The organism is Salinisphaera orenii subsp. orenii MK-B5 (assembly GCF_003788635.1).
Taxonomy (GTDB): Bacteria; Pseudomonadota; Gammaproteobacteria; order Nevskiales; family Salinisphaeraceae; genus Salinisphaera; species Salinisphaera orenii.
In genome coordinates this window covers 135,644-161,920 of the sequence record NZ_AYKH01000041.1, presented here as the reverse complement: position 1 = coordinate 161,920, position 26,277 = coordinate 135,644, and the positions used below count along the sequence as shown (strand labels likewise).

Annotated in this window: 24 protein-coding genes; 5 read left to right on the top strand and 19 right to left on the bottom strand. The window is 69.2% G+C overall.

Annotated features, from left to right (window positions below; genetic code table 11):
• Together SAOR_RS14605 and SAOR_RS16980 are read left to right on the top strand one after the other, a co-directional pair.
• A partial coding sequence (locus tag SAOR_RS14605; protein WP_221180014.1) for a YjiH family protein occupies positions 1–1,338 on the top strand: 1,338 nt, incomplete at its 5' end.
• The gene (locus tag SAOR_RS16980) at positions 1,281–1,505 is read left to right on the top strand and encodes a hypothetical protein (RefSeq protein WP_221180013.1); all 225 of its coding nucleotides are present in this window, start codon (positions 1,281–1,283) and stop codon (positions 1,503–1,505) included. The genes SAOR_RS14605 and SAOR_RS16980, both read left to right, overlap by 58 nt.
• A gap of 1,038 nt (positions 1,506–2,543) precedes the next feature.
• Here SAOR_RS16980 and guaB read toward each other — a convergent pair.
• Positions 2,544–4,010, bottom strand: a complete 1,467-nt coding sequence (gene guaB, locus SAOR_RS14600) for an IMP dehydrogenase (RefSeq protein WP_123632080.1) — start codon at positions 4,008–4,010, stop codon at positions 2,544–2,546.
• Positions 4,011–4,107: 97 nt separating this feature from the next.
• On the opposite strand from guaB, the gene xseA reads away from it, so the two are divergent.
• Both xseA and SAOR_RS14590 read left to right on the top strand, forming a co-directional pair.
• Positions 4,108–5,481 carry an exodeoxyribonuclease VII large subunit gene (xseA, locus tag SAOR_RS14595; RefSeq protein WP_123632069.1) on the top strand — a complete coding sequence of 458 codons (1,374 nt, stop codon included), beginning with the start codon at positions 4,108–4,110 and terminating at the stop codon, positions 5,479–5,481.
• A 79-nt stretch (positions 5,482–5,560) separates the two neighbouring features.
• Positions 5,561–6,664, top strand: coding sequence for an SH3 domain-containing protein (locus SAOR_RS14590; RefSeq protein ID WP_123632068.1), 1,104 nt, complete (start codon positions 5,561–5,563; stop codon positions 6,662–6,664).
• Between the two features lie 645 nt (positions 6,665–7,309).
• Here the strand turns inward: SAOR_RS14590 and der are convergent.
• The 14 genes from der to SAOR_RS14520 all read right to left on the bottom strand — a co-directional run bounded on the left by der (position 7,310) and on the right by SAOR_RS14520 (position 20,217).
• On the bottom strand, positions 7,310–8,662 hold the full coding sequence (der, locus tag SAOR_RS14585; protein ID WP_245965490.1) for a ribosome biogenesis GTPase Der: 1,353 nt from the start codon (positions 8,660–8,662) through the stop codon (positions 7,310–7,312).
• A 21-nt stretch (positions 8,663–8,683) separates the two neighbouring features.
• Positions 8,684–9,856 (bottom strand): outer membrane protein assembly factor BamB, encoded by a 1,173-nt coding sequence (gene bamB / locus SAOR_RS14580; RefSeq protein ID WP_123632067.1) that lies wholly within the window; start codon positions 9,854–9,856, stop codon positions 8,684–8,686.
• The gene (locus tag SAOR_RS14575) at positions 9,853–10,524 is read right to left on the bottom strand and encodes a YfgM family protein (protein ID WP_185015712.1); all 672 of its coding nucleotides are present in this window, start codon (positions 10,522–10,524) and stop codon (positions 9,853–9,855) included. The genes bamB and SAOR_RS14575 overlap by 4 nt, the downstream gene beginning before the upstream one ends.
• Before the next feature lie 67 nt (positions 10,525–10,591).
• Positions 10,592–11,869, bottom strand: coding sequence for a histidine--tRNA ligase (gene hisS, locus SAOR_RS14570; RefSeq protein ID WP_123632065.1), 1,278 nt, complete (start codon positions 11,867–11,869; stop codon positions 10,592–10,594).
• Positions 11,870–11,897: 28 nt separating this feature from the next.
• Positions 11,898–12,920: a RodZ domain-containing protein gene (locus SAOR_RS14565; protein ID WP_123632064.1), complete on the bottom strand. Its 1,023-nt coding sequence runs from the start codon at positions 12,918–12,920 to the stop codon at positions 11,898–11,900.
• Positions 12,920–13,675, bottom strand: coding sequence for a type IV pilus biogenesis/stability protein PilW (gene pilW, locus SAOR_RS14560; protein WP_123632063.1), 756 nt, complete (start codon positions 13,673–13,675; stop codon positions 12,920–12,922). Before pilW ends, SAOR_RS14565 begins: the two co-directional genes overlap by 1 nt.
• Positions 13,672–14,856 carry a dual-specificity RNA methyltransferase RlmN gene (gene rlmN / locus SAOR_RS14555; RefSeq protein WP_123632062.1) on the bottom strand — a complete coding sequence of 395 codons (1,185 nt, stop codon included), beginning with the start codon at positions 14,854–14,856 and terminating at the stop codon, positions 13,672–13,674. Before rlmN ends, pilW begins: the two co-directional genes overlap by 4 nt.
• 22 nt (positions 14,857–14,878) lie before the next feature.
• Entirely contained in the window at positions 14,879–15,304 is a 426-nt protein-coding gene (gene ndk, locus SAOR_RS14550; protein WP_123632061.1) for a nucleoside-diphosphate kinase, read from the bottom strand.
• Positions 15,305–15,440: 136 nt separating this feature from the next.
• Positions 15,441–15,788 carry a HesB/IscA family protein gene (locus tag SAOR_RS14545; RefSeq protein WP_123590052.1) on the bottom strand — a complete coding sequence of 116 codons (348 nt, stop codon included), beginning with the start codon at positions 15,786–15,788 and terminating at the stop codon, positions 15,441–15,443.
• Positions 15,789–15,875: 87 nt separating this feature from the next.
• Positions 15,876–16,253, bottom strand: a complete 378-nt coding sequence (locus tag SAOR_RS14540; protein ID WP_123632060.1) for an iron-sulfur cluster assembly scaffold protein — start codon at positions 16,251–16,253, stop codon at positions 15,876–15,878.
• Positions 16,250–17,416, bottom strand: a complete 1,167-nt coding sequence (locus tag SAOR_RS14535; protein ID WP_123632059.1) for a cysteine desulfurase family protein — start codon at positions 17,414–17,416, stop codon at positions 16,250–16,252. The genes SAOR_RS14540 and SAOR_RS14535 overlap by 4 nt, the downstream gene beginning before the upstream one ends.
• Positions 17,413–18,582 carry a cysteine desulfurase family protein gene (locus SAOR_RS14530; RefSeq protein WP_123632058.1) on the bottom strand — a complete coding sequence of 390 codons (1,170 nt, stop codon included), beginning with the start codon at positions 18,580–18,582 and terminating at the stop codon, positions 17,413–17,415. Before SAOR_RS14530 ends, SAOR_RS14535 begins: the two co-directional genes overlap by 4 nt.
• 40 nt (positions 18,583–18,622) lie before the next feature.
• Positions 18,623–19,360, bottom strand: a complete 738-nt coding sequence (gene cysE / locus SAOR_RS14525) for a serine O-acetyltransferase (RefSeq protein WP_123632057.1) — start codon at positions 19,358–19,360, stop codon at positions 18,623–18,625.
• A gap of 134 nt (positions 19,361–19,494) precedes the next feature.
• Positions 19,495–20,217 (bottom strand): TrmJ/YjtD family RNA methyltransferase, encoded by a 723-nt coding sequence (locus tag SAOR_RS14520; RefSeq protein WP_185015713.1) that lies wholly within the window; start codon positions 20,215–20,217, stop codon positions 19,495–19,497.
• Positions 20,218–20,347: 130 nt separating this feature from the next.
• Here SAOR_RS14520 and SAOR_RS14515 point away from each other — a divergent pair, with 130 nt between their 5' ends.
• Positions 20,348–21,130 (top strand): inositol monophosphatase family protein, encoded by a 783-nt coding sequence (locus tag SAOR_RS14515; protein WP_123632055.1) that lies wholly within the window; start codon positions 20,348–20,350, stop codon positions 21,128–21,130.
• 314 nt (positions 21,131–21,444) lie between these two features.
• Here the strand turns inward: SAOR_RS14515 and secF are convergent, their stop codons facing one another.
• The 4 genes from secF to tgt form a co-directional block, all read right to left on the bottom strand.
• Complete coding sequence (secF, locus tag SAOR_RS14510; protein ID WP_123632054.1) at positions 21,445–22,386, bottom strand: protein translocase subunit SecF; 942 nt, start codon at positions 22,384–22,386, stop codon at positions 21,445–21,447.
• 10 nt (positions 22,387–22,396) lie between these two features.
• A complete protein-coding gene (secD, locus tag SAOR_RS14505; RefSeq protein WP_123590060.1) occupies positions 22,397–24,250 on the bottom strand; it encodes a protein translocase subunit SecD in 1,854 nt (617 codons plus the stop codon).
• A gap of 61 nt (positions 24,251–24,311) precedes the next feature.
• Positions 24,312–24,638: a preprotein translocase subunit YajC gene (gene yajC / locus SAOR_RS14500; protein WP_123590061.1), complete on the bottom strand. Its 327-nt coding sequence runs from the start codon at positions 24,636–24,638 to the stop codon at positions 24,312–24,314.
• Positions 24,639–25,052: 414 nt separating this feature from the next.
• A complete protein-coding gene (gene tgt, locus SAOR_RS14495; RefSeq protein WP_123590062.1) occupies positions 25,053–26,186 on the bottom strand; it encodes a tRNA guanosine(34) transglycosylase Tgt in 1,134 nt (377 codons plus the stop codon).
• Positions 26,187–26,277 lie beyond the last annotated feature (91 nt).

Genomic DNA, 26,277 nt, shown 5'->3' with positions numbered 1-26,277 from the left:
TCGCGCCGGCTCGCCGCGCGGCAGTCCCGCCGCCGGGAGCGGCTCGCCGACCCGCACGCCGCGCGTTCCCGCGGCCACACACCCTTCCCCGCCCCGCCGGACGACATGACCGAACACGACAGCCAGAACGCCGCAGCCGAGCCCGCCGACGAGCCGGCGCGACGACCGCCCGGCCGCCGCGCTCTGCTGAGGTTTCTCGTCCCCTCGCTGCTCGGCGCGCTCGCCTTTCTGACGCCGATGGTGACCGCCGAGGGCAACATCACCATCGGCCTGGCGATCCTGTCGAACGCGCTGGCCGCCTTCATGGACGGCTGGCTTGGGCCGATCGCGGGCGTGCTGATGGCGCTGTCCGCGCTGCTGTCGGTCGCAGCATACCTGACCGGCATGGAGGAGTCGCGGCGCGAGGGGCTGTTCGCCGCCCTGTTCGCGGTCTCACCGGCGCAGATCGGGCTGCGCGTGGTGGGCGCGGTCTTCGGCGCGCTGACGCTGCTCGGGTTGGGCCCCGAGTGGATCGTCGGCCCCGACACGGGCCAGGTCGTGTTGTTCGACGTGATCGCGGCACTGGTGTCGTTCTTCTTCTTCGCCTCGTTCCTGCTGCCGCTGCTGACCGACTTCGGCGCCATGGAATTCGTGGGCACGCTGTTTCAGCGCGTGTTCCACCGCATCTTCGGCCTGCCCGGCCGGGCGGCCGTGGATGCGACGGCCTCGTGGCTGGGCGATGGCACCGTCGGCGTGATCATCACCTCCAAGCAGTTCGAGAAGGGCTATTACTCGGCACGCGAGTCGGCGGTCATCGCGACCAACTTCTCCATCGTGTCCATCACCTTCGCGATGCTCGTGGCCAGTTTCACGGAGATCGGCCACCTGTTCGTGCCGTTCTATCTCACGGTGACCGCGTCAGGGCTGGTCGCGGCCATCCTCGTGCCGCGCCTGCCGCCGCTGTCGCGCAAGCGCGACGATTACTGGCCCGCCAGCGGCCGGCGCCTGCCGGCGGACGATGACGACGGCCGCTCTCTGCTGGCGCGCGGACTGCAGCGGGCCCTGCGCCGCGCCGATACCGCGCCCGCCCCGCGCAAGCTGCTCTATGACGGTCTGACGACCTATCTGGAAATCCTGTTCGGGCTGCTGCCGCTGATCATGGCCATCGGCACCACCGGCATCGCCATCGCCGAGTACACGCCGATCTTCAACTGGCTCACCTATCCGCTGGTGCCGGTGCTGGGATGCAGGTGCCGGAGGCCGCGGCCGCCGCCCCGGCGCTGCTGGCCGGGTTCGCGGACATGTTCCTGCCGGCGATTCTGGCGACCGGCATCGAAAGCGAATTCACGCGTTTCGTGATCGCCGCGCTGTCGGTCACCCAGCTCATCTACATGTCGGAAGTGGGCGCGGTGACGCTGAAATCGAACATCCCGCTCAACTTCCTCGAGCTGGGCGCGATCTTTCTGATCCGTACGGTGATCACGCTGCCGATTATCGTGGCGATCGCGCATCTGTTCGTGTTCTAGATCGGAGCGAGAGGCTTTGCTCCGGCCGGCTCGCCATTCGCCAATCTGACCTACGACGATCACGCAGCGGTTCCGAACGAGTGCGGCGCGACTGTCTCTATGGCCCCTTGGTCGCAGCGCCGGCCGGTGAAAACAGCAGGCCTACGGGCCTTACGGGAGTCACGAGTTCAGCGGACCTTTTGTTTCGCACTGCTGTGCGAGTCACTTTCATTTGCTTGTCCAGAATGAAAGTGAGCAAAGAAAAGGACACCCGGCACAGCGCCGGCTACGCCGTGCCGTACGAAGCGAGGAGCGGGGCCTTCCCAGCGTAGCTGGCATGCGACCGCCGGCATTCGGCCCGAGCCCCGAGGCGACGATTCGTACGGTCTCGCCCCGCCGAGGGTCGCATCACGCAGCTTCGCTGCGAGAACGCCCTGCTCCGCCTCTCGGGGCGATACTCCGACGACACGCAGCGACGACGGGATGCGCGCAGAACTCGGATCGCTTTGGCAATCCTCAAACAGGCTGTACGCACCGGTAATGCGCCGGACACCCTTCGGCACTGCGCGTCTGCGTCGCTGTACAACGGGGCCCAAATACAGGCGGGCGATTCCATAGCATCAAGTCGATACGATTGCCCCACCGAAATCAGCCGAGCTGGCTACGTTCCAGTCGGATTACACCCAAGGTTCATTCAACCTGGAGAAGCCGCGACCTTGAGCGAGCGGCGGCAAGGCTTGTCTGTATTGGGCCCCTTGGGCGCAGCGCCGAGCAGCGTGGACCGCAAGCGGAAAAAGACGGCCGGATGTTTGAGCGTTAGCGAGTTTCCGGCCGTCCCGCTTGCGGTCCGCGATGGGAGGGCACCGATGCGAAGCATCGGCGCAAGACAGAGTGTCCTTTGCTTTGGTTACTTGCATTTGGACAAGCAAATGAAAGTGACTCGCACATCAGTGCGAAACCCCAGGCCACAATTCGCCTGAACCGTTGATTCAAGACCCGATACTGAGAAACCGAAAAGCGCCAGACGGGCGACAGCAAGCTATCGTCCGCCGTCACCGTTCAGTCCACCCGATAATTCGGCGCTTCCTTCACGATATGCACGTCGTGCACGTGCGATTCCTTCACGCCCGCCGAGGTGATCTGCACGAACGTCGGCCGGGTGCGCATCTCGGTGATATCGTGGCAGCCGGTGTAGCCCATGGAGGCGCGCAGGCCACCGATGAGTTGATGCACGATACCGCCGAGCGGGCCCTTGTAGGGCACGCGGCCCTCGATGCCCTCCGGCACGAGCTTCTGGATCTCCTCGGAAGGGTCCTGGAAGTAGCGGTCGGCCGAGCCGGAATCGCCGCTCATCGCGCCCAGCGAGCCCATGCCGCGATAGGCCTTGTAGGAGCGGCCCTGATAGAGCTCGATCTCGCCCGGCGCCTCCTCGGTACCGGCGAACATGCCGCCGACCATCACCGCATAGGCCCCGGCGGCGATCGCCTTGGACAGATCGCCCGAATAGCGGATGCCGCCGTCGGCGATCAGCGGCACATCGGTGCCGGCCAGCGCGCCGGCCACGTTGGCGACGGCCGAGATCTGCGGCACGCCGATGCCGGCGACGATACGCGTGGTGCAGATCGAACCGGGCCCGATGCCGACCTTGACCGCGTCCACGCCGGCCTCGACCAGTGCCGTCGCACCCTCGGCGGTGCCGACGTTGCCGCCGATGATCTGCAGATCGGGGAAGCGCTTCTTGAGGTCGGCCACCGCCGCGAGCACGCCCGAGGAATGCCCGTGCGCGGTGTCGACCACCACCACGTCCACACCGGCGTCCACCAGCGCCTGCACGCGCTCCACGCTCTCCGGCCCGGGGCCGACCGCCGCGCCCACGCGCAGGCTGCCCTGGGCGTCCTTGCAGGCGTTCGGGAAATCCGAGGACTTCTGGATGTCCTTGACGGTGATCATGCCGCGCAGGATGAAGCCGTCGTTGACCACCAGCACCTTCTCGATGCGGTGGTGATGGAACAGCGACAGGATCTCGTCGCGGCCGGCGCCCTCGCGCACGGTGACGAGCTGTTCCCGGGGCGTCATCACGCTGGTCACCGGGGCGTCGAAGCGGGTCTCGAAGCGCAGGTCACGGCTGGTGACGATGCCCACGGGCGCGCCGTTGTCGACCACCGGCACGCCGGAGATGCGCCGCGCGCGGGTCAGCTCCAGCACCTCGCGGATGGTCGCCTCCGGCCCCACCGTGATCGGATCGGAGATGACGCCGGATTCGTATTTCTTGACCGTGCTCACATGCTGCGCCTGGCGCTCGATCGGCATCGACTTGTGCACGATGCCGATGCCGCCCTCCTGCGCCAGCGCGATCGCCAGGCCGGCCTCGGTGACCGTGTCCATGGCCGCGGAAATCAGCGGCAGGTTGAGCGTGATGCCGCGGGTCAGGCGGGTCGACAGGTCGACGTGGCGTGGCAGCACGTCGGAGTACGCGGGCTGGAGCAGGACGTCGTCGAACGTCAGGGCTTGCTCGCTGATTCTCAGGGTCATAGGCTCGCCGGCAGTGGGCGGCTGCCTCGCGTATGCGATTATCACCGCCGCAAAGACCGCGGATTATAAAGGAAGCGCCCCGAGCTTGACCATGACGAACGCCGCCACTAACGGCCCCACGGTGTTTTCCGTGACCGAGCTCAACGCCGCCGTGCGCGAGCTGCTGGAGCACAGCTTCGGGCTGCTCTGGGTCGAGGGCGAGATTTCCAACGTGGCGCGACCGCGTTCGGGCCATATCTACTTCAGCCTCAAGGACGGCGACGCGCAGGTGCGCTGCGCGCTGTTCCGCGGCAAGGCGCGGCTGGTGCGCACCGCGCTCGACAACGGCGCCCAGGTGCGCCTGCGCGCACGGGTGAGCCTCTACGCCGCCCGCGGCGACTATCAGCTGATCGTGGAACACGTGGAGGACGCCGGCGACGGCGCCCTGCAGCGCGCATTCGAGCAGCTCAAGGCCCGGCTCGACGCCGAGGGGCTGTTCGCCGCCGAGCGCAAGCGCGCCCTGCCCGCCGCACCGGCGCGCATCGGCGTGATCACCTCCGCCACCGGCGCGGCGATTCGCGACGTGCTCTCGGTGGTGGCGCGGCGCTATCCGCTGGGCGCGGTGCGCGTCTACCCGGTCCCGGTCCAGGGCGAGGCCGCCCCGGCCGCGATCGTGGCCGCGCTGACACGGGCCAGCGCGCGCGCCGACTGCGACGTGCTGCTGCTGGTGCGCGGCGGCGGCTCGCTGGAGGATCTCCAGGCCTTCAACGATGAAAACGTCGCGCGGGCGATCGTGGCCTCGCGGGTGCCCGTGGTTTCCGGCGTCGGCCACGAGGTGGACGTGACCATCGCCGATTTCGCCGCCGACGTGCGTGCGGCCACGCCGTCGGCGGCCGCGGAACTGGTCTGTCCCGACCTGGCCGCGCGCGCCGCCGTCGTGCCGCAGGCCGCGGCCCGGCTGCAGCGCCGCATGCGGAGCCGGCTGAGCACGGCCCGCGAACGGCTCGACGGGCTGACCGCGCGGCTGGCACGCCAGCACCCGCGTCGCCGCCTCGAGGCGCCCATGCAGCGCCTGGACGACGCCGAACTGCGGCTCCAGCGCGCCATGCGCCTGCGCCTCGGCCGGCGGCGCGATCATGCAACCGCCCTCTCGCAGCGGCTCCAGCGCGCCTCGCCGGCATCGCGCATCACGCGCGAGCGCCGCCGCTGCGAGGCCCTGGAGCGCCGGCTGACGCTCGCGACCCGGGGCCACATCCGCAACGCCGATCAGCGTCTGCGCAGCGCCGCTCGCGGTCTCAACGGCGTCAGTCCGCTACAGACCCTCGAACGCGGCTATGCTATTGCCCGCGATGCGCGGGGCGAGGTCGTGCGGAATGCCGACGACGTCACCGAGGGCTCGCGCATTGCCGTCGATCTCGCCCGGGGGCGGCTGGACTGTGACGTTCACACGGTCCATTCCACGCCGCCGGACCGGTCGCCCGAGTGAGCGGACCGATTCCGCGATTGCGTGGCGCAAGGCGTACGACGATGCGGAATCCAACCAACAGACAGGGGTATCGAGACCTATGATCAGACCTTCGCTTTCCGCGGCCCGTCGCCCCGTGCGCGTGTGTGCCGCCCTCGCCCTTCTCCTGCTCGCCGCGGGCTGTGTCACCGGCCCCAAGGTCGTCACGCCCGAGCCGCCGCCGGTGCCCGAGGACGGACCGCCAGTGCCGGAAGACAACGAAGTCGTGCTCTCCGAAGGCACGCAGGTGGTGGCGGACGCGCCCTGGGGCCGCATCAAGATCGAGGCCGGCCCCGGCCTGCGCCGCGTCTACAGCTGGCGCGGCCTGCGCCGCGGCGTGGTGCTCGAACCGCGCGAGGAGCGCATGGGTGGCAGCCTGGGCATCCACTTCGAGGGCAGGCCGCCGGTCTGGGAGGACGCCGACGGCCTCACCGAGGTGGACCTCGAGGAGGGTCAGAAGCGCTTCGAGACGGTGGACGACGCCATGGTCTGGATGCAGATCCGGCGCCTGCGCTACGTCTGGAACAACAGCGGCCTGGTGGTGGGCTGGAAACCGCACGAGGACACGCTGCAGGTCGAGGTCTGGCAGTTCTACATCGACGGCGAGCAGCCGACGAGCCTGCCGGACGCCGACGATGCCCGCATCACGACCGGCCCGGTCGAGGTCGTGCCGCAGGAGATGAAGCCGGTACTCGAGTATCCCGACGGCCGTCGCGAACCGTACGAGCCGGAGGCCGCCCCGGCCGACGCATCGAAGGCGGACGACGACTCGGCGCCGGCAGGCGAGTGCAACTGGTTCGAGCGCCTGTTCAACCAATGCCCCAAGGCCGACACGACCGAAAGCGACGATTCGGCCGAACCCGCTGAGCCCGCCGCGGCCGGCGGCGCGGACGCGGCGGAAAGCCCGGACGCCGACGGCGACGATGCCGACTCGACGACGGACGACGATGCGGCACAGCCGGACGAGCCCGAGAGCGCACCCCGTGCGGAGATCGACGGCAGCACGGTGAATGTTCGCAGCCGCGCGACGACCGACTCCGAGGTGCTGTTCCAGGTCCAGCAGGGCGACTCGGTTGGGATCCTGAAAAAGGAGAACGACTGGAGCTACGTCGAGTTCGACGACGGCCGCAAGGGCTGGGTCGCGGACTTCCTGCTCAAGCAGTAGCCGCGGCGCTGTAGCAGCAGCACGCGGCGGCATGGGGATGCCGTCGCGTGCCGTTTCTTCCGTCCGTCGCCAACGGAGGCTGGCCCGACTCGGCGACAATTGTCATAAGAGCCGAGGCGACTAGGCGCGCGGCGTTTCGCGACGCCCGCCTATGTCGTCTCTAGCGGCGGCCATGGTCCCGCTATCAGGCGGGCCAGGCGGGTATATCGGGATCGAGCGGCGACGGCTCCAGGATCGGGTCACGCTCGACGATCGCCAATCCGCCGGCTTGGCGGATGTTCCGCTCCCGTGGGACAGGCCAACCACCGCCATGCCAATGCGTTTCGAGACCGGTGTGGTGTTCGACGGCAGGGCATGCCGAGGCTTGCCAGGGGCCAAGCGAGCGCTCGATCGCTTAGCCCGTCAAACCTCGGCGGGATCCGATAGCCGAAACAGACGTTAGTGCGCAGGGCCCCGCGCCATGCGGGCCGTGGCTTGCACGCGCTTTCGATGGCGGCCGGCCCGTGCGGCCAGCCGTTGGTCCCGACTCCTGAACCCGGACGATACCGACCACCGCCGGAACACACCGCACGATGATGATCACGCCCTCTCGCCGGAACGTCCTGCGGAACGGCCTCGGCGGTTCTCCCCGCGCGTTCGGCCGGCCTATCGGCGCTGGGTGCGCGCCTTGCCGGCGTAGGGATTGTCGCTGTTCTTGAACACCAGATGGATGGGCGTGCCGAACAGGTCGAACTTCTCGCGGAAGCGACGCATCAGATAACGCTTGTACTCGTCCGACAGGCGCTGCGTCTGGTTGCCGTGGATGACGATCGTCGGCGGGTTGCGTCCGCCCTGGTGGGCGAAGCGCAGCTTGATGCGACGTCCGTGGATGGCCGGCGGCGCGTGCTGCTCGACGGCATCCTCCAGCGTGCGCGACAGCGCATTGGTGCTCAGCTCCGCGAACGCCGCCCGATGCGAGGCCTGGACCGCGTCCAGCAGCTCCCGCAGGCCGGAGCCGTGCAGCGCGGAGACGAACAGCAGGGGCAGATAGTCGAAGGCGCCGATGCGCTCGACCAGCTCGGCGTGCAGGCGCTGCCGCTGTTTCTCGGAGAGCCCGTCCCACTTGTTCACCGCGATCACGGCGGCGCGGCCGCGCTCCACGGCCAGGCTCAGCAGGCGGATGTCCTGGGTCGACAGGCCGGCGCGGGCATCGAGCATGACGATGACCACCTGGGCCGCCTCAGCGGCCTGCATGGCCTTGACCACGCTGATTTTTTCCACCGTATCGCTGATACGCGCCCGTCGCCGCACACCCGCGGTGTCGACAATCACGTAGGGCCGCTCGTCGAAGCTGAACTCGCTGGCCACGGCGTCGCGGGTGGTCCCCGGCGCGTCCCGCGTGAGCATGCGGGTCTCGCCCAGCAGGCGATTGACGAGCGTGGACTTGCCCGCGTTCGGGCGCCCCAACAGCGCCAGGCGGATGGCATCGCGGTCGTGGGCCGAGACCAGCGCGCGCGGCGCCGGGAGCTGGGCGAAGACGTGCTCCAGCAGCAGCCCCACGCGGTCGCCGTGGGCGGCGGAGACGGCCCAGGGCTCGCCGAGACCCAGCGCATGGAACTCGGCGATGGCGCTCACGCTCTGCTCGCCCTCGCTCTTGTTGACGACCACGTGCACCGGCCGCTCGATGCGCCGCAGCCGGTCGGCGATCGCGGCGTCGCCGGCGAGCAGCCCCTGGCGATGGTCGGTGATCAACAGGACGACGTCGGCTTCCTCGAGCGCTGCCTCGGTCTGGGCGAAGGCCTGGGTGTCGATGTCTTCGTCGTCCTGACCGATACCGCCGGTATCGACGACGATGTAGCGCTGTGTCTCGTACACCGCGAAGCCGTAATGGCGGTCGCGGGTGACCCCCGGCTGATCCGCGACCAGCGCATCGCGCGACCGCGTCAGCCGGTTGAACAGCGTGGACTTGCCCACGTTCGGCCGGCCCACGAGGGCCACAACCGGCAGCGCGTCGGTCATCGGGGGTCCTGTCCGGGGCCGCTACGAGCCGTCGACGGGGCCAAAGCGCACCGCCGCGATCTCGCCGTCGGCGCCGAGCACGAGCACGCGATCTCCGGCGACCACCGGCCGCGCACGAATGGCTTCCTCGAAGGGCCGGCCGCGGGCCAACACCTGGCCGTCGTCGGCGGACAGCCAGTGCACGTAGCCCTCGAGATCGCCCACCAGCACATCGCCCTGATAGGTCGACGGCGCCGAGAGACGGCGGTATTCGAGCGCATCCTGCTGCCAGCTCTGGCTGCCGGTCAGCCGGTTGAAGGCGCGGACGATGCCGTCCATGTCAGCGGTGAAGATGTTGTCGTCATCGTAGGCGAGACCGGTCTCCGCGGCGACGTCCGCCGACCAGCGCAGACGACCGCCCGCCAGCGACAGCGACGCCATCCGGCCGCCGGCGCTCACGGCATAGAGCTCGCCGCCGACGACCAGCGGGTCGGCGTCGATGTCCACGATGCGCTCCAGTTCCGAGCGGCCGCTCGGCAGCGCGATCGCCTGCTCCCAGCGCTGCTCGCCGTTGTCGAGATCGAGCGCGACGATCTTGCCGTTGTCGAGGCCGGCGTACACCGTGCCGTCGACGATGACCGGCGACGACGTGCCGCGCATGGTCAGTGTGGGCACGCTGTACTCGACCGACCAGCGCCGGCGGCCGTCGCCCAGATTGAGTGCAACCACGCGGCCGTCGAGCGTGCGGACCACTCCCAGGCCCTCCGAGATCGCCGGCGGCGCGATGATCTCGCTGGCCAGTTCCGTGGTCCATTTCCGTTCGCCGGTGGTCGCCGACAGCGCCACGACCTGGCCGTCACGGGTGCCCATGAGCAGCGTGTCGTCCCCGACCGCGGGCCCCGCGATCAACCGATCGCCGGTACGCGAACGAAAAATGGTCTCGCCGGTGCCCAGGTCCAGCGCACGCACATAGCCGTCGCGATTGGCCACGTACACGCGGCCGTCGGCGACCGCCGGGACGAAGCCGCTGACGAACTCGCCCGCGCCCGCACCGGCATCCGTCTGCCAGAGGGTCTGCATGCGGTATGCCGGCGCCTCCAGTTCGTCGAGCGGGGTCGGCTGGGCCACGGTGGCGCCGCCGCCACAGGCCGTAAGCAGCACACTCGCCGCGGCCAGCAGGCCGACGGCGCCGGGGATGGTGCGTCGATTGCTCATGATGCGGAAGCGCTCTCCTGTTCGGATCCGGCGCCGGCGTCGTCGGCCGGCGCGTTGTCGGCCAGCTTGTTCTGAAGCGGCTGCCGCGGCGTGTCCTGCGGCAGGGCATCCAGCGCACGCTGATAGGCCTGATGGGCGGCCTCGCGATCGCCGCGGGCGGCGTGGATGTCACCCGCCACCTCGGCATAGAGGGCGTCGAAGGCCGCGGGATGATCCGTCTCGAGCAGCGTCAGGGCGGCTTCGGCGTCGTCCTGCGTCCACAGCAGGCGAGCCTTGCGGACCCGGGCGATGTGGCGCATGCCCTCTTCGGAGGCGTTGTCGACCGCCCAGTCGAGGTGCGGCATCGCCTTGTCGTACTCGGAGTCGGCGACGTAGGCGCTCGCCAGACCCAGCGCGGCGCCCGTCGCATAGGGCGTGCCGGAATAGTCGTTCTCGAGCCGCTCAACGGCTTCGACCACACTATCGTCGATCGCGCCGTTGACGAGCGCGCCTTCGATCTGCGCGCTGATGTCGGCGGCGGCCGCGGCCTGGCGGTTCTGGTACCAGTTCCAGCCGCCCCACGCGGCGATCACGATCAGCCCGACCAGGACGCCGATCATCAGGGCGTTGCCGTTGGCGGCCCACCATTGTCGGACCCGGCTCAGTTCTTCGTTGTCGAAATCGGCCATGCAGCAATCACTTTGCGTTGTTATTGGACGGTGACGAGACTCGTTGACATCCGCACGCCACGCGGGTTCAACCGGCGGCCAGCAGAGCCGCGATTCGAGCCGGCGCTTCGGCGATCGCCACCCGCTCCTGCGGCCGGCTGTCGACGAGCGGCTTGATCTGCAGGGCATCCTCGGCGGCTTCGTCCTCGCCGAAGACCAGCGCCAGCCGTGCGCCGCTGCGATCGGCCTTCTTGAACTGCGACTTGAAGCTGCCGCCGCCGGCATGCACTCGCAGGCGCAGATCCGGCAGCGCATCGCGCAGGCCCTCGGCCAGACGGGCCACGCGAGCGCCCGCCGGACCGTCCTCGTGAACCAGATACGCCTGCGGCGCGCAGTCGACCAGCGGCACCTGCTGGGCGGCCATCAGCGCGACCACACGCTCGATGCCCAGCGCGAAGCCGGTGGCCGGCGTGGCGCTGCCGCCGAGCTGGTCGACCAGGCCGTCGAAGCGGCCGCCGGAACAGACCGCGTTCTGGGCGCCGAGGTCGTCGGTCAGCCACTCGAACACGGTGCGGGTGTAGTAATCCAGCCCCCGCACCAGCCGCGGATTGATGCTGTACTCGATCCCGAGCGCTTCCAGACCGGCGCACAGCCCCTCGAAGTGGGCCGAGGACTCCGCCCCCAGATAGTCGCGCAGCGTCGGCGCCTCGGCGATCAGCGTCGCCATCGCCGGATTCTTGCTGTCGAGAATGCGCAGCGGATTGCGCTCCAGCCGACGCTGGCTGTCGTCATCGAGCGCCTCCCGGTGGGCCGAGAAGTAGCCGTGCAGGGCGTCGCGATAGGCCGCGCGCTCCGCCGGCGTGCCGAGCGTGTTGATCTCCAGGCGCAGGCCGCTGATGCCCAGGGCGTCGAACAGACGCGCGGCCATGGCGATCTGCTCCACGTCCACATCCGGCCCGGTCTGGCCGAAGGCCTCGACGCCGAACTGGTGAAACTGGCGCTGACGGCCCTTCTGGGGGCGCTCGTAGCGGAACATCGGGCCCTGGTACCACAGGCGCTGAGTGGCGTTGTGCAGCAGGCCGTGCTGGATGCCCGCCCGCACCGCGCCCGCCGTGCCCTCCGGCCGCAGCGACAGCGATTCGCCGCCGCGGTCCTCGAAGGTGTACATCTCCTTCTCGACGATGTCGGTGACTTCGCCGACAGCGCGCTTGAACAGCCCGGTGCGCTCCATGATCGGCAGCCGGATCTGTTCGTAGCCGTAGGCCGCGAACACGCGCGCGGCCGCCCGCTCGAGCGTCGCCCAGGTCGGGTTCTCGGCCGGCAGCACGTCGTTCATGCCTCGGATCGACTGGATGCGCTGACTCATCGCCGGGCGCTCGCGGTCTCGGTCATGCTCATTCGCTCTCGCGTGCCTCCACGGTCAGGCGGGCCGTACTGTTGCCCGTGGTCGCCCCGGCCACGTCCACCGGCTCGCCGCCGATGGTCATGCTGACACCCGGCGCGAAGCCGAGGGTGATGCGATACGGCGCCGGCGCCTCGAGTTCCTGCGTGTCGCCGGCCTCGTAGATCCCGGTCAGCAGGCGGTTGCCGTCGGCGTCGCGCACGTCCACCCACGAACGTTCCTCGAACTCCATCACCAGGTGGTTCGGCGCGATCTGGGGCTCGTTCGAGGCCTCATCGGCGGCGCTGCCGTTCGTGTCGTCGCTGTCCGTGTCGTCGTCGCTCAGGCCCAGGGTGTCGTTGACGTTGCGGCCGCCGGCCGGCTGGTCGGTGCCCGTCGTCGTCTGCTCTCCGGCCGCCTCCGAGACGGCTTCCGGCGCGCTGGCGTTACCGCCCGTGGCCACGCCGTCGTCGCCGGACGTCTCTACGTCGGCGTCATTGGCGGTCGCGCCCTCGGCGCCGGCGTCCGACGACTGATCGTCGAGAACGATGGTGTTGTCCGAGCCGTCGTTGTCGTCCGGCAGCGAGGCATCGGGCAGGAACACGAACACCGCGCCGATCACCACCAGCAGCGCCAGCAGCGCGGCGACCAGGCCCAGCGCGCGCCAGCGCTGCGGGGTGACGTCCTGCGGGACCACGTCGACCGCGCTCGGAGAGGCCGGCCGCGCCGCGGCGTCCCCCGCCCAGGCGCTGTAGGCCGCCATGAGCCGATCCTGATTGATGTCCAGGACCTTGGCGCACTGGCGGTAGTAGCCGCGCGCGAATACCGGCTGGGACAGGGCCGCGAAATCGTTGTCCTCGAGTGCGTTGACGGTCTTCGGCGAGAACTTGGTCTGGGCGCAGAGGTCGGCCACGGTGTAGTCGTGGCTCAGACGCGCCTCGCGCAGGATCTCGCCCGGCGACAGGCCGTCCGCCTTGTTCTGCGTGAGCGACGCCGAAGGCGCATCCTCGTCGTAATGATCGTCGAACTCGTTCATCAGCGCGATTGCTCCAATTGCCGAAGCGACAGGTTAGCCGCCGGACGACTCGCGTTGTAACGGCCGACATAATCGGCCGCGGCGCCCCGGTCGCCCAGCGCGAGTTCGATCCGCGCGGCCAGCCGCAGCTGCTCGGCCTCGAGATCGGCGGCCGCATCGGCGCGCTCGATGAACCCGCGGGCGCTGAGGTATTCACCACGGTCGTACATCAGCCGCGCCATGTGCACGAGCGCGGTGAACTGCTCGCCGTCGCCCTCGAGCGCGTCGCGATAATACCGTTCAGCGGCCTTGCCGCGGTCGGCGCGCTCCAGACACAGGCCGGCGTTGGCCAGCGCATCCGGCGCCCCGGCGTAGCGCGGATCGTCGGCGGCGCGGTCGAAGTATTCCAGCGCCCGATCGACGTCACCCTGACGGCACAGAAACGCCGCGTAACTGTTGTAGACCGGCGCGTTCGGGCGCAGGTCGACGGCGCGCTCGTAGTAGCGCCGCGCCGCCTCGGGCTCGTCGAGACGATCCTTGACGATCGCCATGCCCCAGACCGCCGAGGCGTTGTCGCTGTCGTAGTCCAGCGCGCGCCGGAAACGCGCCAGAGCCTGGTCGTTCTCGTTGCGGCGCAGATAATCCGCGCCCAGGCTGGCGTTGGCCTCGGCCGCCTGGCGGGTGTCGACCCCGTCACCCGAGGTGGCACAACCGCCGAGCGCCACCGCGCAGGCCACCAGCATGCAGGCAGCGGCGCCCCGCCGCGCACGCCTCATGCCGGATTCGCCCGCTTGGACTCCACCCGGATCGGCACGTCGCGAAAATGACGCTTCTGCCGGCTGGCCACCCGGCCGACAAGCTGGCCGCAGGCGGCGTCGATATCGTCGCCGCGGGTTCGGCGCACGGTCGTGCGCACGCCCTTGCCGTGCAACGTGTCCTGGAACGCGCGGATGCGCTCTTCCGCCGGGCGCTCGTAGCCGGAGCCTTCGAACGGATTGAACGGAATCAGATTGACCTTGGCCGGCCGGTCGCGAAGCAGCGCCGCCAGCGATTTCGCATGCGCGGGCGTGTCGTTGACGCCGGCGAGCAGCACGTACTCGTAGACCACGTGGGCGCGCCGCTCCTTGCCCGCGACATAGCGATCGCAGGCGCCCATCAGCTCCGCGAGCGGATACTTGCGGTTGATCGGCACCAGCTCGTCGCGCAGCGCGTCGGTCGGCGCGTGCAGCGACACCGCCAGGGCGACGTCCACCTCCTCGCGCAGACGATCCATGAATGGAACCATTCCCGAGGTCGAGACCGTCACCCGCCGCTTGGACAGCCCGAAGCCGTAGTCGTCGAGCAGAATGCGGATCGCCGGCACCACCGCGCGATAGTTGGCCAGCGGCTCGCCCATGCCCATGAATACGATGTTGGACAGGGCGCGGTCGCCGTGCACCCGGCCCTCGACGCGCAGATCGTGCTCGGACATCCAGACCTGACCGATGATCTCGGCCGTGGTCAGGTTGCGGTTGAGCCCCTGCTTGCCGGTCGCGCAGAAGCTGCAGTCCAGCGCGCAGCCGATCTGGGAAGAGATGCACAGCGTGGCGCGATCCGGCTCGGGAATGTAGACGGCCTCGATGGCGTTGTCCGGATCCAGATCTTCGGTGACCGCCAGCAGCCACTTGCGGGTGCCGTCCGCCGAGGCCTGCTCGCGGATCTTGGTCGGCGGGCGGATCTCGGCGATCGTCGGCAGCCGGTCGCGCAGCTTCTTGGACAGATCCGTCATCGCCGCGAAGTCGGTGACCCCGCGGGCGTAGATCCACTGCATGACCTGCTTGGCCCGGAACGCCGATTCGCCGTGCGACCGGAAGAATGCCGCCATCGCCTCGCGGTCCAGACCGAACAGATTCACGCGCGTGTCACCGCGGGTGGCACGCGTGGGCTCGGTGGATTCGCGAACGCTGGCCTCAGTCATGATGGGATGCCGGCTCGCCCCTTCAGCGCGGGCAGAGGCCGTCCTGGCCGAAGAAGAAATCGATCTCGGTGGCCGCGGTGTCGGGCGCATCGGAGCCGTGGACGGCGTTGGCATCGATGGACTCGGCGAAATCGCCGCGAATGGTACCGGCCTCGGCTTCCTTCGGGTTCGTCGCGCCCATCAGGTCGCGATTCTTCGCGATGGCGTCCTCGCCCTCCAGGCACTGGACCATCACCGGGCCGGAGATCATGAACGACACCAGGGCGTCGAAGAACGGGCGCTCGGCGTGCACCGCATAGAAGGATTCCGCCTGCTCGCGCGACAGATGCACCATACGCGCACCGATGATGCGCAAGCCGGCGTTCTCGAAACGGCGATAGATGTCGCCGATCACGTTCTTCGCGACGGCGTCCGGCTTGATGATCGACAGGGTGCGCTCGACGGCCATGATCTCTCCAGGATGATTCGGTAACTCGTGAAACTAGAACGCCGCGCAAGAACGCTCACGCGGCGGATAACCACATATTGTAGCCCGGCGGCGGCGGCCGTGTCAGGGCGCGTTGCGCCGACCGCCGGGGCCGGCGTTACACCGTGAACGACTCGCCGCAGCCGCAGGCGTTGACCGCACGCGGATTATCGAAGCGGAACATGCGGTTGAGGCCCTCGGCCCGGAAGTCCACGACGGTGCCCCGCAGCACGTCCATATGCTTGCGGTCGACCACCACCTTGGCGCCGAAGCCCTCGAAGACATCGTCGCTCGCGCCCACCTCGTCGGCGTAGTCCATGGTGTACATATAGCCGGAGCACCCGGACTTGCGCACACCCAGGCGAAGCCCCACACCGCTGCCGCGCTGGGCGAGCTGATGCTTGATGCGCTCGGCCGCGGCCGGCGTCAGCGTCAGATCCTCGGTTTCGACTGTTGCTTCACTCATAACGTCCATGATCCCAGATTAGGAAGCGCCTGATCCAGCCGGCCCACGCCGGCGCGACGGGCGGCTGCCGGCATCGCCAGCAGCGTCTCAGACATCCCGGAGCGCACCGGTCAGTGCGTCGAGCACCAGCAGGCCGGCGTATCGCTCGTGCGGCGCCAGCACCAGCGCCTGTTCGAATTCCCTTACCGTCAGACTACGCGCTGCGTCAATCGTTCGCCCGCTCAGCCATTCGCAGACCCAGTCGGCGCAGGCGATGACGACCGGCGGACCGAAGGCCGCAAACGCCGCCGACGCAATGACGCCCTCGGCGGCGTCCACGAACAGCCGGCAATGCGCGTCGGCGGCCGGCGTGTCCGCCTCGCCCGAACCTTTCCATTGAATGATGTCACATTCGCACGCCGCGTGTCGCGGGCGCAGAAAACGCCCCAGCCACGGCGCCTCGGCGGGCGTGGCCGTCGATCTCATGCCGCCGATGCCAGCGCGCGCAGGCGGGCCACCTCCTCGGCAAACCGGGCGGCCGCCGCGTCGACGGCCGCCACGTCCGTGGCCGCGCCGAGCGAGAAGCGCACGCTCGCACCGGCCTCGCGCGGGCTACGCCCCATGGCCCGGAGAACGTACGACGACTGGCCCTTGGCGGCGCTGCAGGCGGCCCCCGAGGCCACAGCCAGCGCGGGCACGCCCTCGGTGAGCCCGGTCAGCAGGGCGTCGCCGTGAACACCGGCCACGCTGACGTTGAGAAACGGCGCGGCCACATGCGCGCCGCTGCCGTTGCGCGTGACCCCGTCGATGGCCGAGAGCCGCTGCGCCAGCCGGTCGCGCAGCGCGGCCAGGCGCGGCTGCTCGGCCTCGCGCACCGCCCGCGCATGGTCGGCGGCCGCGCCGAAGCCGGCGATCTGATGACCGGCCAGCGTGCCGGAGCGCAGCCCGCCCTGCTGGCCGCCGCCATGGATCTGCGCGGCCAGCCCAAGACGCGGTCGGCGGCGCACATAGAGCGCGCCGATGCCCTTCGGACCGCCGATCTTGTGGGCGGACATCGACAGTAGTGCGATGTTCATGGCCGCGACATCGATGCGCTCGCGGCCCAGACTCTGGGCCGCATCGACGTGCAGCGGCACCCCGCGGGCCGCACACAGGGCGCCGATCGCCGGAATGTCCTGGATCACCCCGGTCTCGTTGTTCACATGCATGACCGACACGAGCGTGGCCTCGTCCGCGATCGCCGCGTCCAGGGCCTCGAGATCGATGCGCCCTTCGCCGTCCACGCCCAGCCGGGTGACGCGCGTGCCGCCGCGCTCGAGCACGTCGAGGGTGTCGAGCGTGGCGTGATGCTCGGTGACCACGCTCACGACATGGCCGCCGCCGGCGAAACCGACGGCGCCCTTGAGCGCGAGATTGATCGACTCGGTCGCGCCCGAGGTCCAGACCAGCGCCTCGGGCGGCGCCCCGATCAGCGCCGCGAGCGCCTCGGCCGCAGCGTCGATCGCGGCGGCGGCCGCCCGGCCCGGCGCATGCGCCGAGGACGGGTTGGCGTCCGCGCCGTCCAGCACCCGCCACATCGCGGAGCCCACGCCGGGCGCCAGCGGCGCCGTGGCGGCGTGATCGAGATAGATCGCCGCGGGCGCGCTCATCCAAGGACCGAGGCGCTGATGCTGCCCGGCATGGCGGCGCCGCCGACACCGCCGGCCAGCCGGCCGAGCACGAGCAGAAAGCGCTGGACCTCCTCGCGGCTGTTGTCCGGGCCGAGGCTCACGCGGATCGCGCCCTGGGCCACCGCCGGGTCCACGCCCATAGCCAGCAGCACCGGGCTCGGTTCACCGCTGCCGGCGGCACAGGCCGAGCCGGAGGAGACGGCGATATCCTCGCGGTCCAGGAGCATGAGCAGCCCCTCGCCGTCGTAGCCGGCCACCGCGAACTGACAGGTGTTGGACAACCGCTCGGCGCCGGTGGAGAACCGCGTGATGCCCGACAGCGCGTCCAGCCCGAGCTCCAGCTCGTCGCGCAGCGCACGCATGTGGGCGATCTCGGCGTCACGGGCGGCAGCCAGCCGCTCGGCGGCGGCGCCGAAGCCGACGATGCCGGCGACGTTGTAACTACCCGAACGCAGGCCCTGCTCGTGGCCGCCGCCGCGCGTGACGGCGTCGATATCGAGCTGCTTGTCGACCAGCAGCGCGCCGACGCCCTTCGGGCCCTGAATCTTGTGCGAGGACAGGCTCGCCGCGTGCGCCCCGCTGGCGGCGAAATCGAAGCCGTGCTTGCCGATGGCCTGCACCGCATCGGTATGGAACCAGGCCCCGGCGGCGCGGGCGAGGCGGGCGATCGCGCGCACGTCCTGGATCACGCCGGTCTCGTTGTTGGCGGCCATGATCGAGACGAGCGCCACATCACCTCCGGCGAGCCGCCGCTCCAGGTCGGCGAGATCGACCCGACCTTCGCCGTCGACCGCCACCCGCTCCAGGCGCGCGCCGCGGGCCGCGCGCGCCTCGGCGGCCTCGGTGACCGCGGGATGCTCGACCGGCGAGATCACCAGGGCCGCGTCGCCGCGCAGACCGGCGATGCCCTGCACCGCGAGGTTATCGGCCTCCGTGCCGCCGCCAGTGAACACCACCTGATCGGGCTGCGCCCCGGCCAGCGCTGCCACCTGGGCGCGGGCGTGGTCGACCGCGGCACGGGCCTCGCGTCCGCCGCGGTGCAGCGACGAGGCGTTGGCGTGTCGCTCGGTCAACCACGGCCGCATGGCCTCGAAGACCTCCGGGTGCAGCGGCGTGGTCGCGTTGTGATCGAAATAGATCGTCATCGGGCTGTGCAATCCCGGCCCGCCGACCGTGGACGGCCGGTCAGGCCTTGTCGGTCTCGGTGTCGGTCGTGCGCTCGTCGAGCCGCGCCGACAGGCGCTCGGTCAGCGATTCGAGCTGGTCCTGGCGACGTTCGAGCGCGTCGATGTGATCCAGCATCGCATCGATGCCGCGCGCGACCGGGTCGGGCATGTCCTGGGTGACACCATACATCTCGAAGCCGATCCGGTCGGCGGTCTCCTTGCGCCGGTCCTCGGGCGTGGCGTCCTTGCACTTGACCAGCTTCGCCGGTACGCCGACCGCCGTGCAGCCGGGCGGCACTTCCTTGACGACCACCGCGTTCGAGCCGATGCGCGCGCCGCGCCCGACCGTGAACGGGCCGAGCACCTTGGCGCCGGCACCGACGATGACGTCGTTCTCCAGCGTGGGGTGGCGCTTGCCGGGGTTCCAGCTGGTCCCGCCCAGGGTCACGCCCTGGTAGACGGTGCAGTCGTCGCCGATCACGGTGGTCTCGCCGATGGTCACGCCGAAACCGTGATCGATGAAGAACCGCCGGCCGATCGTCGCGCCCGGATGGATCTCGATGCCGGTGACCCAGCGCGAGATGTGGGAGACGAAACGGCCCAGCCATTTCAGGCGATGGGTCCAGCACCAGTGGGCGAGGTAGTGCCACCAGACCGCGTGCAGCCCGGGATAGGCGAACACCACCTCCCAGATGCTGCGCGCCGCCGGATCGCGCTCGAATATGGTCTGCACGTCTTCGCGCATGCGGCCAATCATGGGCTTGTCCTCTCGCTGTCGCCGCGGCCGACCGTTTGCGCCAATGTAGCAGAGCATCGGGGCCGCGGGGCGCCGTCGCGGTGGTTGTTATCCGGCGTATCTCGGGGCGCCGGCGCCGCAATCAAGCGGCGGCGTCAGTCATCGCCGCGCCGCCGCGGATCCAGCGACCGCAGCGCGCCGCGCAGGATGTTGAGCTCGATGCGGTCCGGCGCGGCCCGGTTGAACAGCCGCCGCAGCCGGCGCATGAGCATGTGCGGGTGCTCGTGGTTGATGAAACCGCTGGCCTCGAGAACCGCCTGCCAGTGGCCGTAGAGCCCTTCCATGTCGGCCGCGGTCACCGGCTCGCGCGGCGCCTCCCCGGCGGCCACGCGGGCCCCGGCGGCCACGCGCAGCTCGTAGGCCACGAGCTGCACCGCGGCGGCGAGATTGAGCGAGGCGTATTCGGGGTTGGTCGGCACCTGCAGATGCAGCTGGCAGCGATCGAGCTCGGCGTTGGTGAGTCCGCTGCGCTCGCGGCCGAAGACCAGCGCCACCGGCTGGCGCGCCGCGGCGGCCACCGCCCGTTCGGCGGCGGTGCGCGGGTCGGCCAGCGGCCAACTGGTGCGGCGCGCGCGCGCACTGGTGCCGATCGCCAGCACGCAGTCGCCGATGGCGGCCTCCAGCGTGTCGACGACGCGCGCGCCGGCCAGCACATCGTCCGCGCCGGAGGCGCGCGCCGTGGCCTCGGCGTCCGGATAGCGCTCCGGGGCGACCAGCACGAGGTCGGACAGCCCCATCACCTTCATCGCCCGCGCCGCGGCGCCGATGTTGCCCGGATGCTGGGGCCCCACGAGCACCACCCGCAGGCGGGCCATCACGTCGGCCTGCGGCATGCCCGCCGTGGCCGGCTCATCGTCCTTCATCGCGGCTCCCTAAGCGCCCATCACCGGGCGCAAATGGTACGCTAGCGCGCTTTTCCAGCCCATCCGGCGCAGCAGGATCCGTTCCATGCAACCGTTGACCAACATCGCCGTGACCGCGGCCCGCCGCGCGGGCGACGTCATTCTGTCCTACTACCGGCGCGGCGAGACCGGCGAGATCTCCCGCAAGGGCCACAACGACTACGTGACCGAGGCCGATCACTACGCCGAGGCCACGATCATCGACACGATCCGCCGCGTCTACCCGCAGCACGCCTTTCTCGCCGAGGAGTCCGGCGAGCAGGGCGAGGCCGACACGGTGTGGATCATCGACCCGATCGACGGCACCGCCAACTTCATGCGCGGCTTTCCGCATTTCTGTGTCTCCATCGCGGCCCGGGTCAACGGCGTGATCGAGCACGCGGTGATCTACGACCCGGTCAAGGACGAGCTGTTCACGGCCGATCGCGGAGCCGGCGCCTCCCTGGACGGGCGGCGCATCCGCGTCTCGCGCACCCTGCACATGCGTCAGGCGCTGCTGGCCACGGGCTTTGCCTATCGCAAGCAGATGGATGTCGCCACGCATCTGCCGCTGTTCAACCGCCTGGTCTCGGCCAGCTCGGATGTGCGCCGCGCCGGCTCGGCCGCGCTCGATCTGGCCTATGTCGCCGCCGGCCGTCTCGACGGCTTCTGGGAGATGGGCCTGGCGCCCTGGGACATGGCGGCCGGCATCCTCATGGTGCGCGCCGCCGGCGGCATCGCCGGCGATCCGCACGACGGCGATCCGCTCGAGACCGGCAGCGTGGTGGCCGCCAATCCCAAGATCTATCCGGTACTCGCCGGCCGTATCGCGAAGACTCCGTCGCGCTGAGCCGACCGCTGGCGTCATGGGGCCGGCCACGGGCATCGACTCGACGCCGCCCGCCGTCGGCGCCTGAACCGGCCGGCGGGCGGCGCGCTCGCGTCACCCTCGCCCGGCGGTAAACCCGCCTGCGATCCGAATATGCTGGAACCCCGGCCGGCGAGTGTACCGTAACGCCGGGCATCGCATCCTTTCCGTCGCGAAAATCGCCCCGCGATCCGCACGGCCGCCACAGCCGATTCGAGCGGGATCGGTCGCCGCGGCGACCGATTCGTCCTCGCCGCAGATCGCCCCCTGGACCGCGTCGAGGCCTCGCCGCGACGCTAGCGGGTGACGCGGGATGCCTTCTCGGCGTCCTCTTCCCTGGGCGGGAACAGATCCTGGCTGGTCACGTCCAGCTTGAGCGCGAGCACGCTGGCCACGAAGATCGACGAGAACGTACCGATGACGATGCCGATCAGCAGTGCGGTGGCGAAGCCGTGGATCACTTCGCCGCCGAGGAAGAACAGCGCCAGCAGCGTGAGGATCGTGGTGCCGGAGGTCATCAACGTGCGCGCCAGCGTCTGGTTGACCGAAGCATTGACGACCTCCATCGGCGTGGCCTTGCGCATGCGTCGGAAGTTCTCGCGGATGCGATCGAAGACGACGATGGTGTCGTTGAGCGAATAGCCCAGCACCGCCAGCAGCGCGGCCAGCACGGTCAGGTCAAAGTCGAGATGGAACAGCGAGAACACGCCGAGCGTGATCGTGATGTCGTGCACCAGCGCGGCCACCGCGCCGGCAGCGAGCTTCCAGTGGAAGCGCACGATGACGTAGATCAGGATCGCGATCACGGTGTAGAGCAGGGCCAGACCGCCCTTGTTGACGAGCTCGTCGCCCACCTGCGGTCCGACGAACTCGACGCGACGCAATTCGGCGGCGGAATCTTCCACGTCGAGGGCGTCCATCACGCGTGTGCTGACATCGGAGCTGTCCGCCCCCTCCTCGGGTGCCAGCCTGATCATGACCGAGTCCGAGGTGCCGAAATGCTGGACCGTGGCGTCGGGGAACTCGCCCTCGGCCAGGGCGTCGCGCACTTTCTGCAGCTCCACCGCTTCGGGATAACCAACCTCGACGATCACGCCGCCGGTGAAGTCGATGCCGAAAGTGAGCTTCTCCATCGAGAACGACACGATGGAGACGACAATCAGCAACGCCGAAAGCACGAGCGCGTACTTGGCGTAGGCGACGAAGTCGATCGAGGTATCGGGCTTGATCAGACGCATCGAGGGCGACCTATATCGAAAGGCTTTGGAGCCGGCGCTTGCGGCCGTACACGAGATTGGCGATCGCACGCGTGCCCACGATCGCCGTGAACATCGACGTGAGAATGCCGAGCGACAGCGTCACCGCGAAGCCCTTGACCGGTCCGGTGCCGAAGCCGAACAGCACCACCGCCGCGATCAGCGTGGTGATGTTGGCGTCCGCGATCGAGGAAAAGGCCTTGTCGTAACCGGACTTGATCGCCGACTGCGGCGTGTTGCCGCCATCCAGCTCCTCGCGTATTCGCTCGAAGATCAGCACGTTGGCGTCCACTGCCATGCCGATGGTCAGCACGATGCCGGCAATGCCGGGCAACGTAAGCGTGGCCTGGAGCAGCGACAGCAGTGCGACCACGAGAATCAGATTCATGATCAGCGCGGCATTGGCGAACAGGCCGAAGCCGCGGTAGTAGACCGCCATGAACACGATCACGAGCAGAAAGCCCACGATCACCGCATTACGGCCCTGGGCGATGTTGTCGGCGCCCAGGCTCGGACCGATCGTGCGCTCCTCGACGATATTGACGGGCGCCGCGAGCGCACCGGCCCGCAGCAGCAGCGCCAGATCGTGCGCCTCGTTGCGGCCCAGGCCCGTGGTCTGGAAGCGCTTGCCGAACACGCCGTTGATGGTCGCGACGCTGATGACCTCCTCGATCTTCTCCCGCTCGCGTATCTCCTCGCCGTCCTCGTAGCGGGTGTTGATCTTGTTCTCGGTGAACAAGACCGCCATCGGGTCGCCGACGTGCGACGAGGTCACGTCGAACATGTTGCTGGCAGCCTGGCCGTCCAGCGTCACGAACACCGCGGGGCTGCCGGACTGCTGGTCGATGCCCGAGGAGGCGTCGACGAGCTGGTCGCCGGAGGCGATCACCTCTTCCTGCAGCAGGATCGGCTGGCCGTCGCGCGTGTGATAGAGCTCGGTGCCCTCAGGGACGTTGCCGGTGCGCTCGGCGGCCTGGGCGTCCCGGCCGCGGGCCACGAGGCGATATTCCAGCGTCGCGGTCTTGCCGAGCAGACGCTTGGCCTCGGCCGTATCCTGGACGCCCGGCAGCTCGACCACGATGCGCGACTCGCCCTGCCGCTGCACGATCGGCTCCGCCACGCCCAGCTCGTTCACGCGGTTTCGCAGCGTGGTCAGATTCTGCTCCAGCGCGAAGTCGTTGATGCGCTGCGCTTCGGTTTCGGTGAGCGTGCCCACCAGCGTATTCTCGGCCTCCGGCGCCTCGCTAAACTCGAGCACGTCGAACTGGCTCGCCAGCGCATCTTCGGCCTCGTTCATCGCCTCGGCGCTGGGAAATTCGATGCGCACGGCGTCGCCGTCGCGCGAGGCGCGGGTGTAGCGGATGGACTCGTCCCGCAGAAAGCGGGGCACGTCACGCGCATAGCGATCATAGGTGTTGTTGAACACCGTCTCCATGTCCACTTCCATGAGGAAGTGCACGCCACCGCGCAGATCCAGACCCAGCGCCATCGGCTCGGCACCGATCGCCCGCAGCCATTCCGGGGTGCTCGGCGCCAGGTTCAGCGCCACGACGTAGTCGTCACCGAGCTCGCGCTTGAGCTCGCCGGCAGCCTTGAGCTGCGTTCCCGTACCTTGGTAGAGCGCGAGCAGACGCCCTTCCTCGAGGTTGACGCTCTGGGGCGCCATGCCGGCGTTGTCGAGAATGCGTTCGACGCGCTGCGCGAGCTGGGCATCCGGTGCATCGCCGCTTTCCAGCGAGACCTGAACGGCGGGTTGCTGGCCGAAGACGTTGGGCAGCGCGTAGAGCACGCCTGCGGCCAGCACCGCCAGCAACAACAGGTATTTCCACAGCGGATAGCGATTCATAGCGGCCCGGTGACGATCGAGGGCCCGTCCGGCGCGCGCCGCGGGCCGGAATGGCGGTGCTCTAGAGCGACTCCAGCGTGCCCTTGGGCACGACGCTGGTCACGGCGTTCTTCTGGATGCGGATCTCGACGCCCTCGGACACCTCGACCACCAGAAAGTTTTCGCCGACCTGGCGAATGCGTCCCGCGATACCGCCGGACGTCACCACCTCGCTGCCCTTCTCCAGGCTTTCGAGCAGCTTCTTGTGCTCCTTCTGGCGCTTCATCTGCGGCCGGATGATCATGAAGTACATGAACACGAAGAACAGGCCGACCATGATGAGCGTCGGCATGATGCCCCCGCCCGCTGCACCGCTCTGGGCATAGGCGGGAGAGATCAGAAAATCCATAGAGTGCCCCTTGGTTTTGCGTTGGCTGTCGTGGCGCTGCCTCGGCGCGCCGTGCCCGGCAGGCGGCGTAGTATGCCATAGCCTCCACCGTGTCCGGCGCACGCTTGCGTTACGCCAGGGTCTGTTAACACCTCATGCAAACGCCGCGCTGGAGGCCGCACATCGTGTGCGGCAAGGCGCGAGTCGCCGATCATGGCGCGTCACGATCCAGACTGGCAACGCCGCGGCGCGCGCCCCTGGTCGATTGTTGCTGGGCGGCCCGCCCCGAAGGGCCAAACTCCGCGGTCCGGCAATCCCGTGTTGCCACACGCTGACGCCGAGTGACTGCGCGGCCCGCACGACGCCTCGTCCCGCCGCCCATAGCCCATTTTCGGGAAGCGCTTGGCGCGGACTCACGTGGTGCGTTGATAGGTCCTAGCTATGACCGAAGCCGGCGGCCTGGGCCGTGCCGGCGCCTTCGGGCCCGGTGAAGAAATCGGCCATGAAGCGCGGATAGTCGTCGGCCTCGATCGCCGTCCGGATGCGCGCCATGAGCGACTGGTAGTAGTACAGGTTGTGCCAGGTGTGCAGCCGCGCGGCGAGGATCTCGCCACAGCGGTACAGATGATGCAGATACGCCCGGCTGTAACCCCGGCACGTCGGACAGCCGCAGGCCGGATCCAGCGGCCCGGTGTCGTGCCGGTGCACCGCGTTCTTGATCTTGACCACGCCGCGGCTGGTGAAAAGATAGCCGTTGCGGGCGTTGCGCGTGGGCATCACACAGTCGAACATGTCGACGCCGAAGTAGACCGAGGCGACCAGATCGGCGGGCGTGCCGACACCCATCAGATAGCGCGGCCGGTCGCGGGGCGCCAGCGGCAGCACGCCGGCCAGGACATCGGCCTTGTCGTCCCAGCCCTCGCCCACCGAGACGCCGCCGATCGCGTAGCCGTCGAAGCCGATATCAACCAGCGCCGCCATGGACTCGGCTCGCAGATCGGCGTAGACGCTGCCCTGATTGATGCCGAACAACAGATTGCCGCTGTCACCGTGGGCCTCGCGACAACGCGCGGCCCAGCGCATGGAGCGCTGCATGGAGGCCGCGGCATCCGCCTGCGAGACCGGATAGTCGGTGCATTCGTCCAGACACATGACGATATCGGAGTTCAGCGCATGCTGGACCGACACCGCGTCCTCCGGCGACAGAAACCAGCGCGCCCCGTCCAGCGGCGACTGGAAGGCCACGCCGTCCTCGGTGAGCTTGCGCATACCGGCCAGGCTCCAGACCTGGAAGCCGCCGGAGTCGGTGAGTATCGGCCCCTGCCAGCCCATGAAATCGTGCAGCCCGCCGTGCTCGCCGATAACTTCGGTGCCCGGACGCAGCATGAGGTGATAGGTGTTGCCAAGCACGATCTGGGCGCCGAGCTCGGCGACCTCGGACGGCGTCATGCCCTTGACCGTACCGTAAGTGCCCACGGGCATGAATGCGGGCGTATCCACCACGCCGTGCGGCAGATGCAGGCGCGCCCGGCGCGCGTCGCCGGATTGGCACAGAGGTTCGAGATGCATGGGCGCGCAGTTTAGACATGGCCGGCGCCGGCGTCGACGCAGAGCAATTGAGTCCGCGACGGCCGATACATACACTGCGGCCGATGCCCCA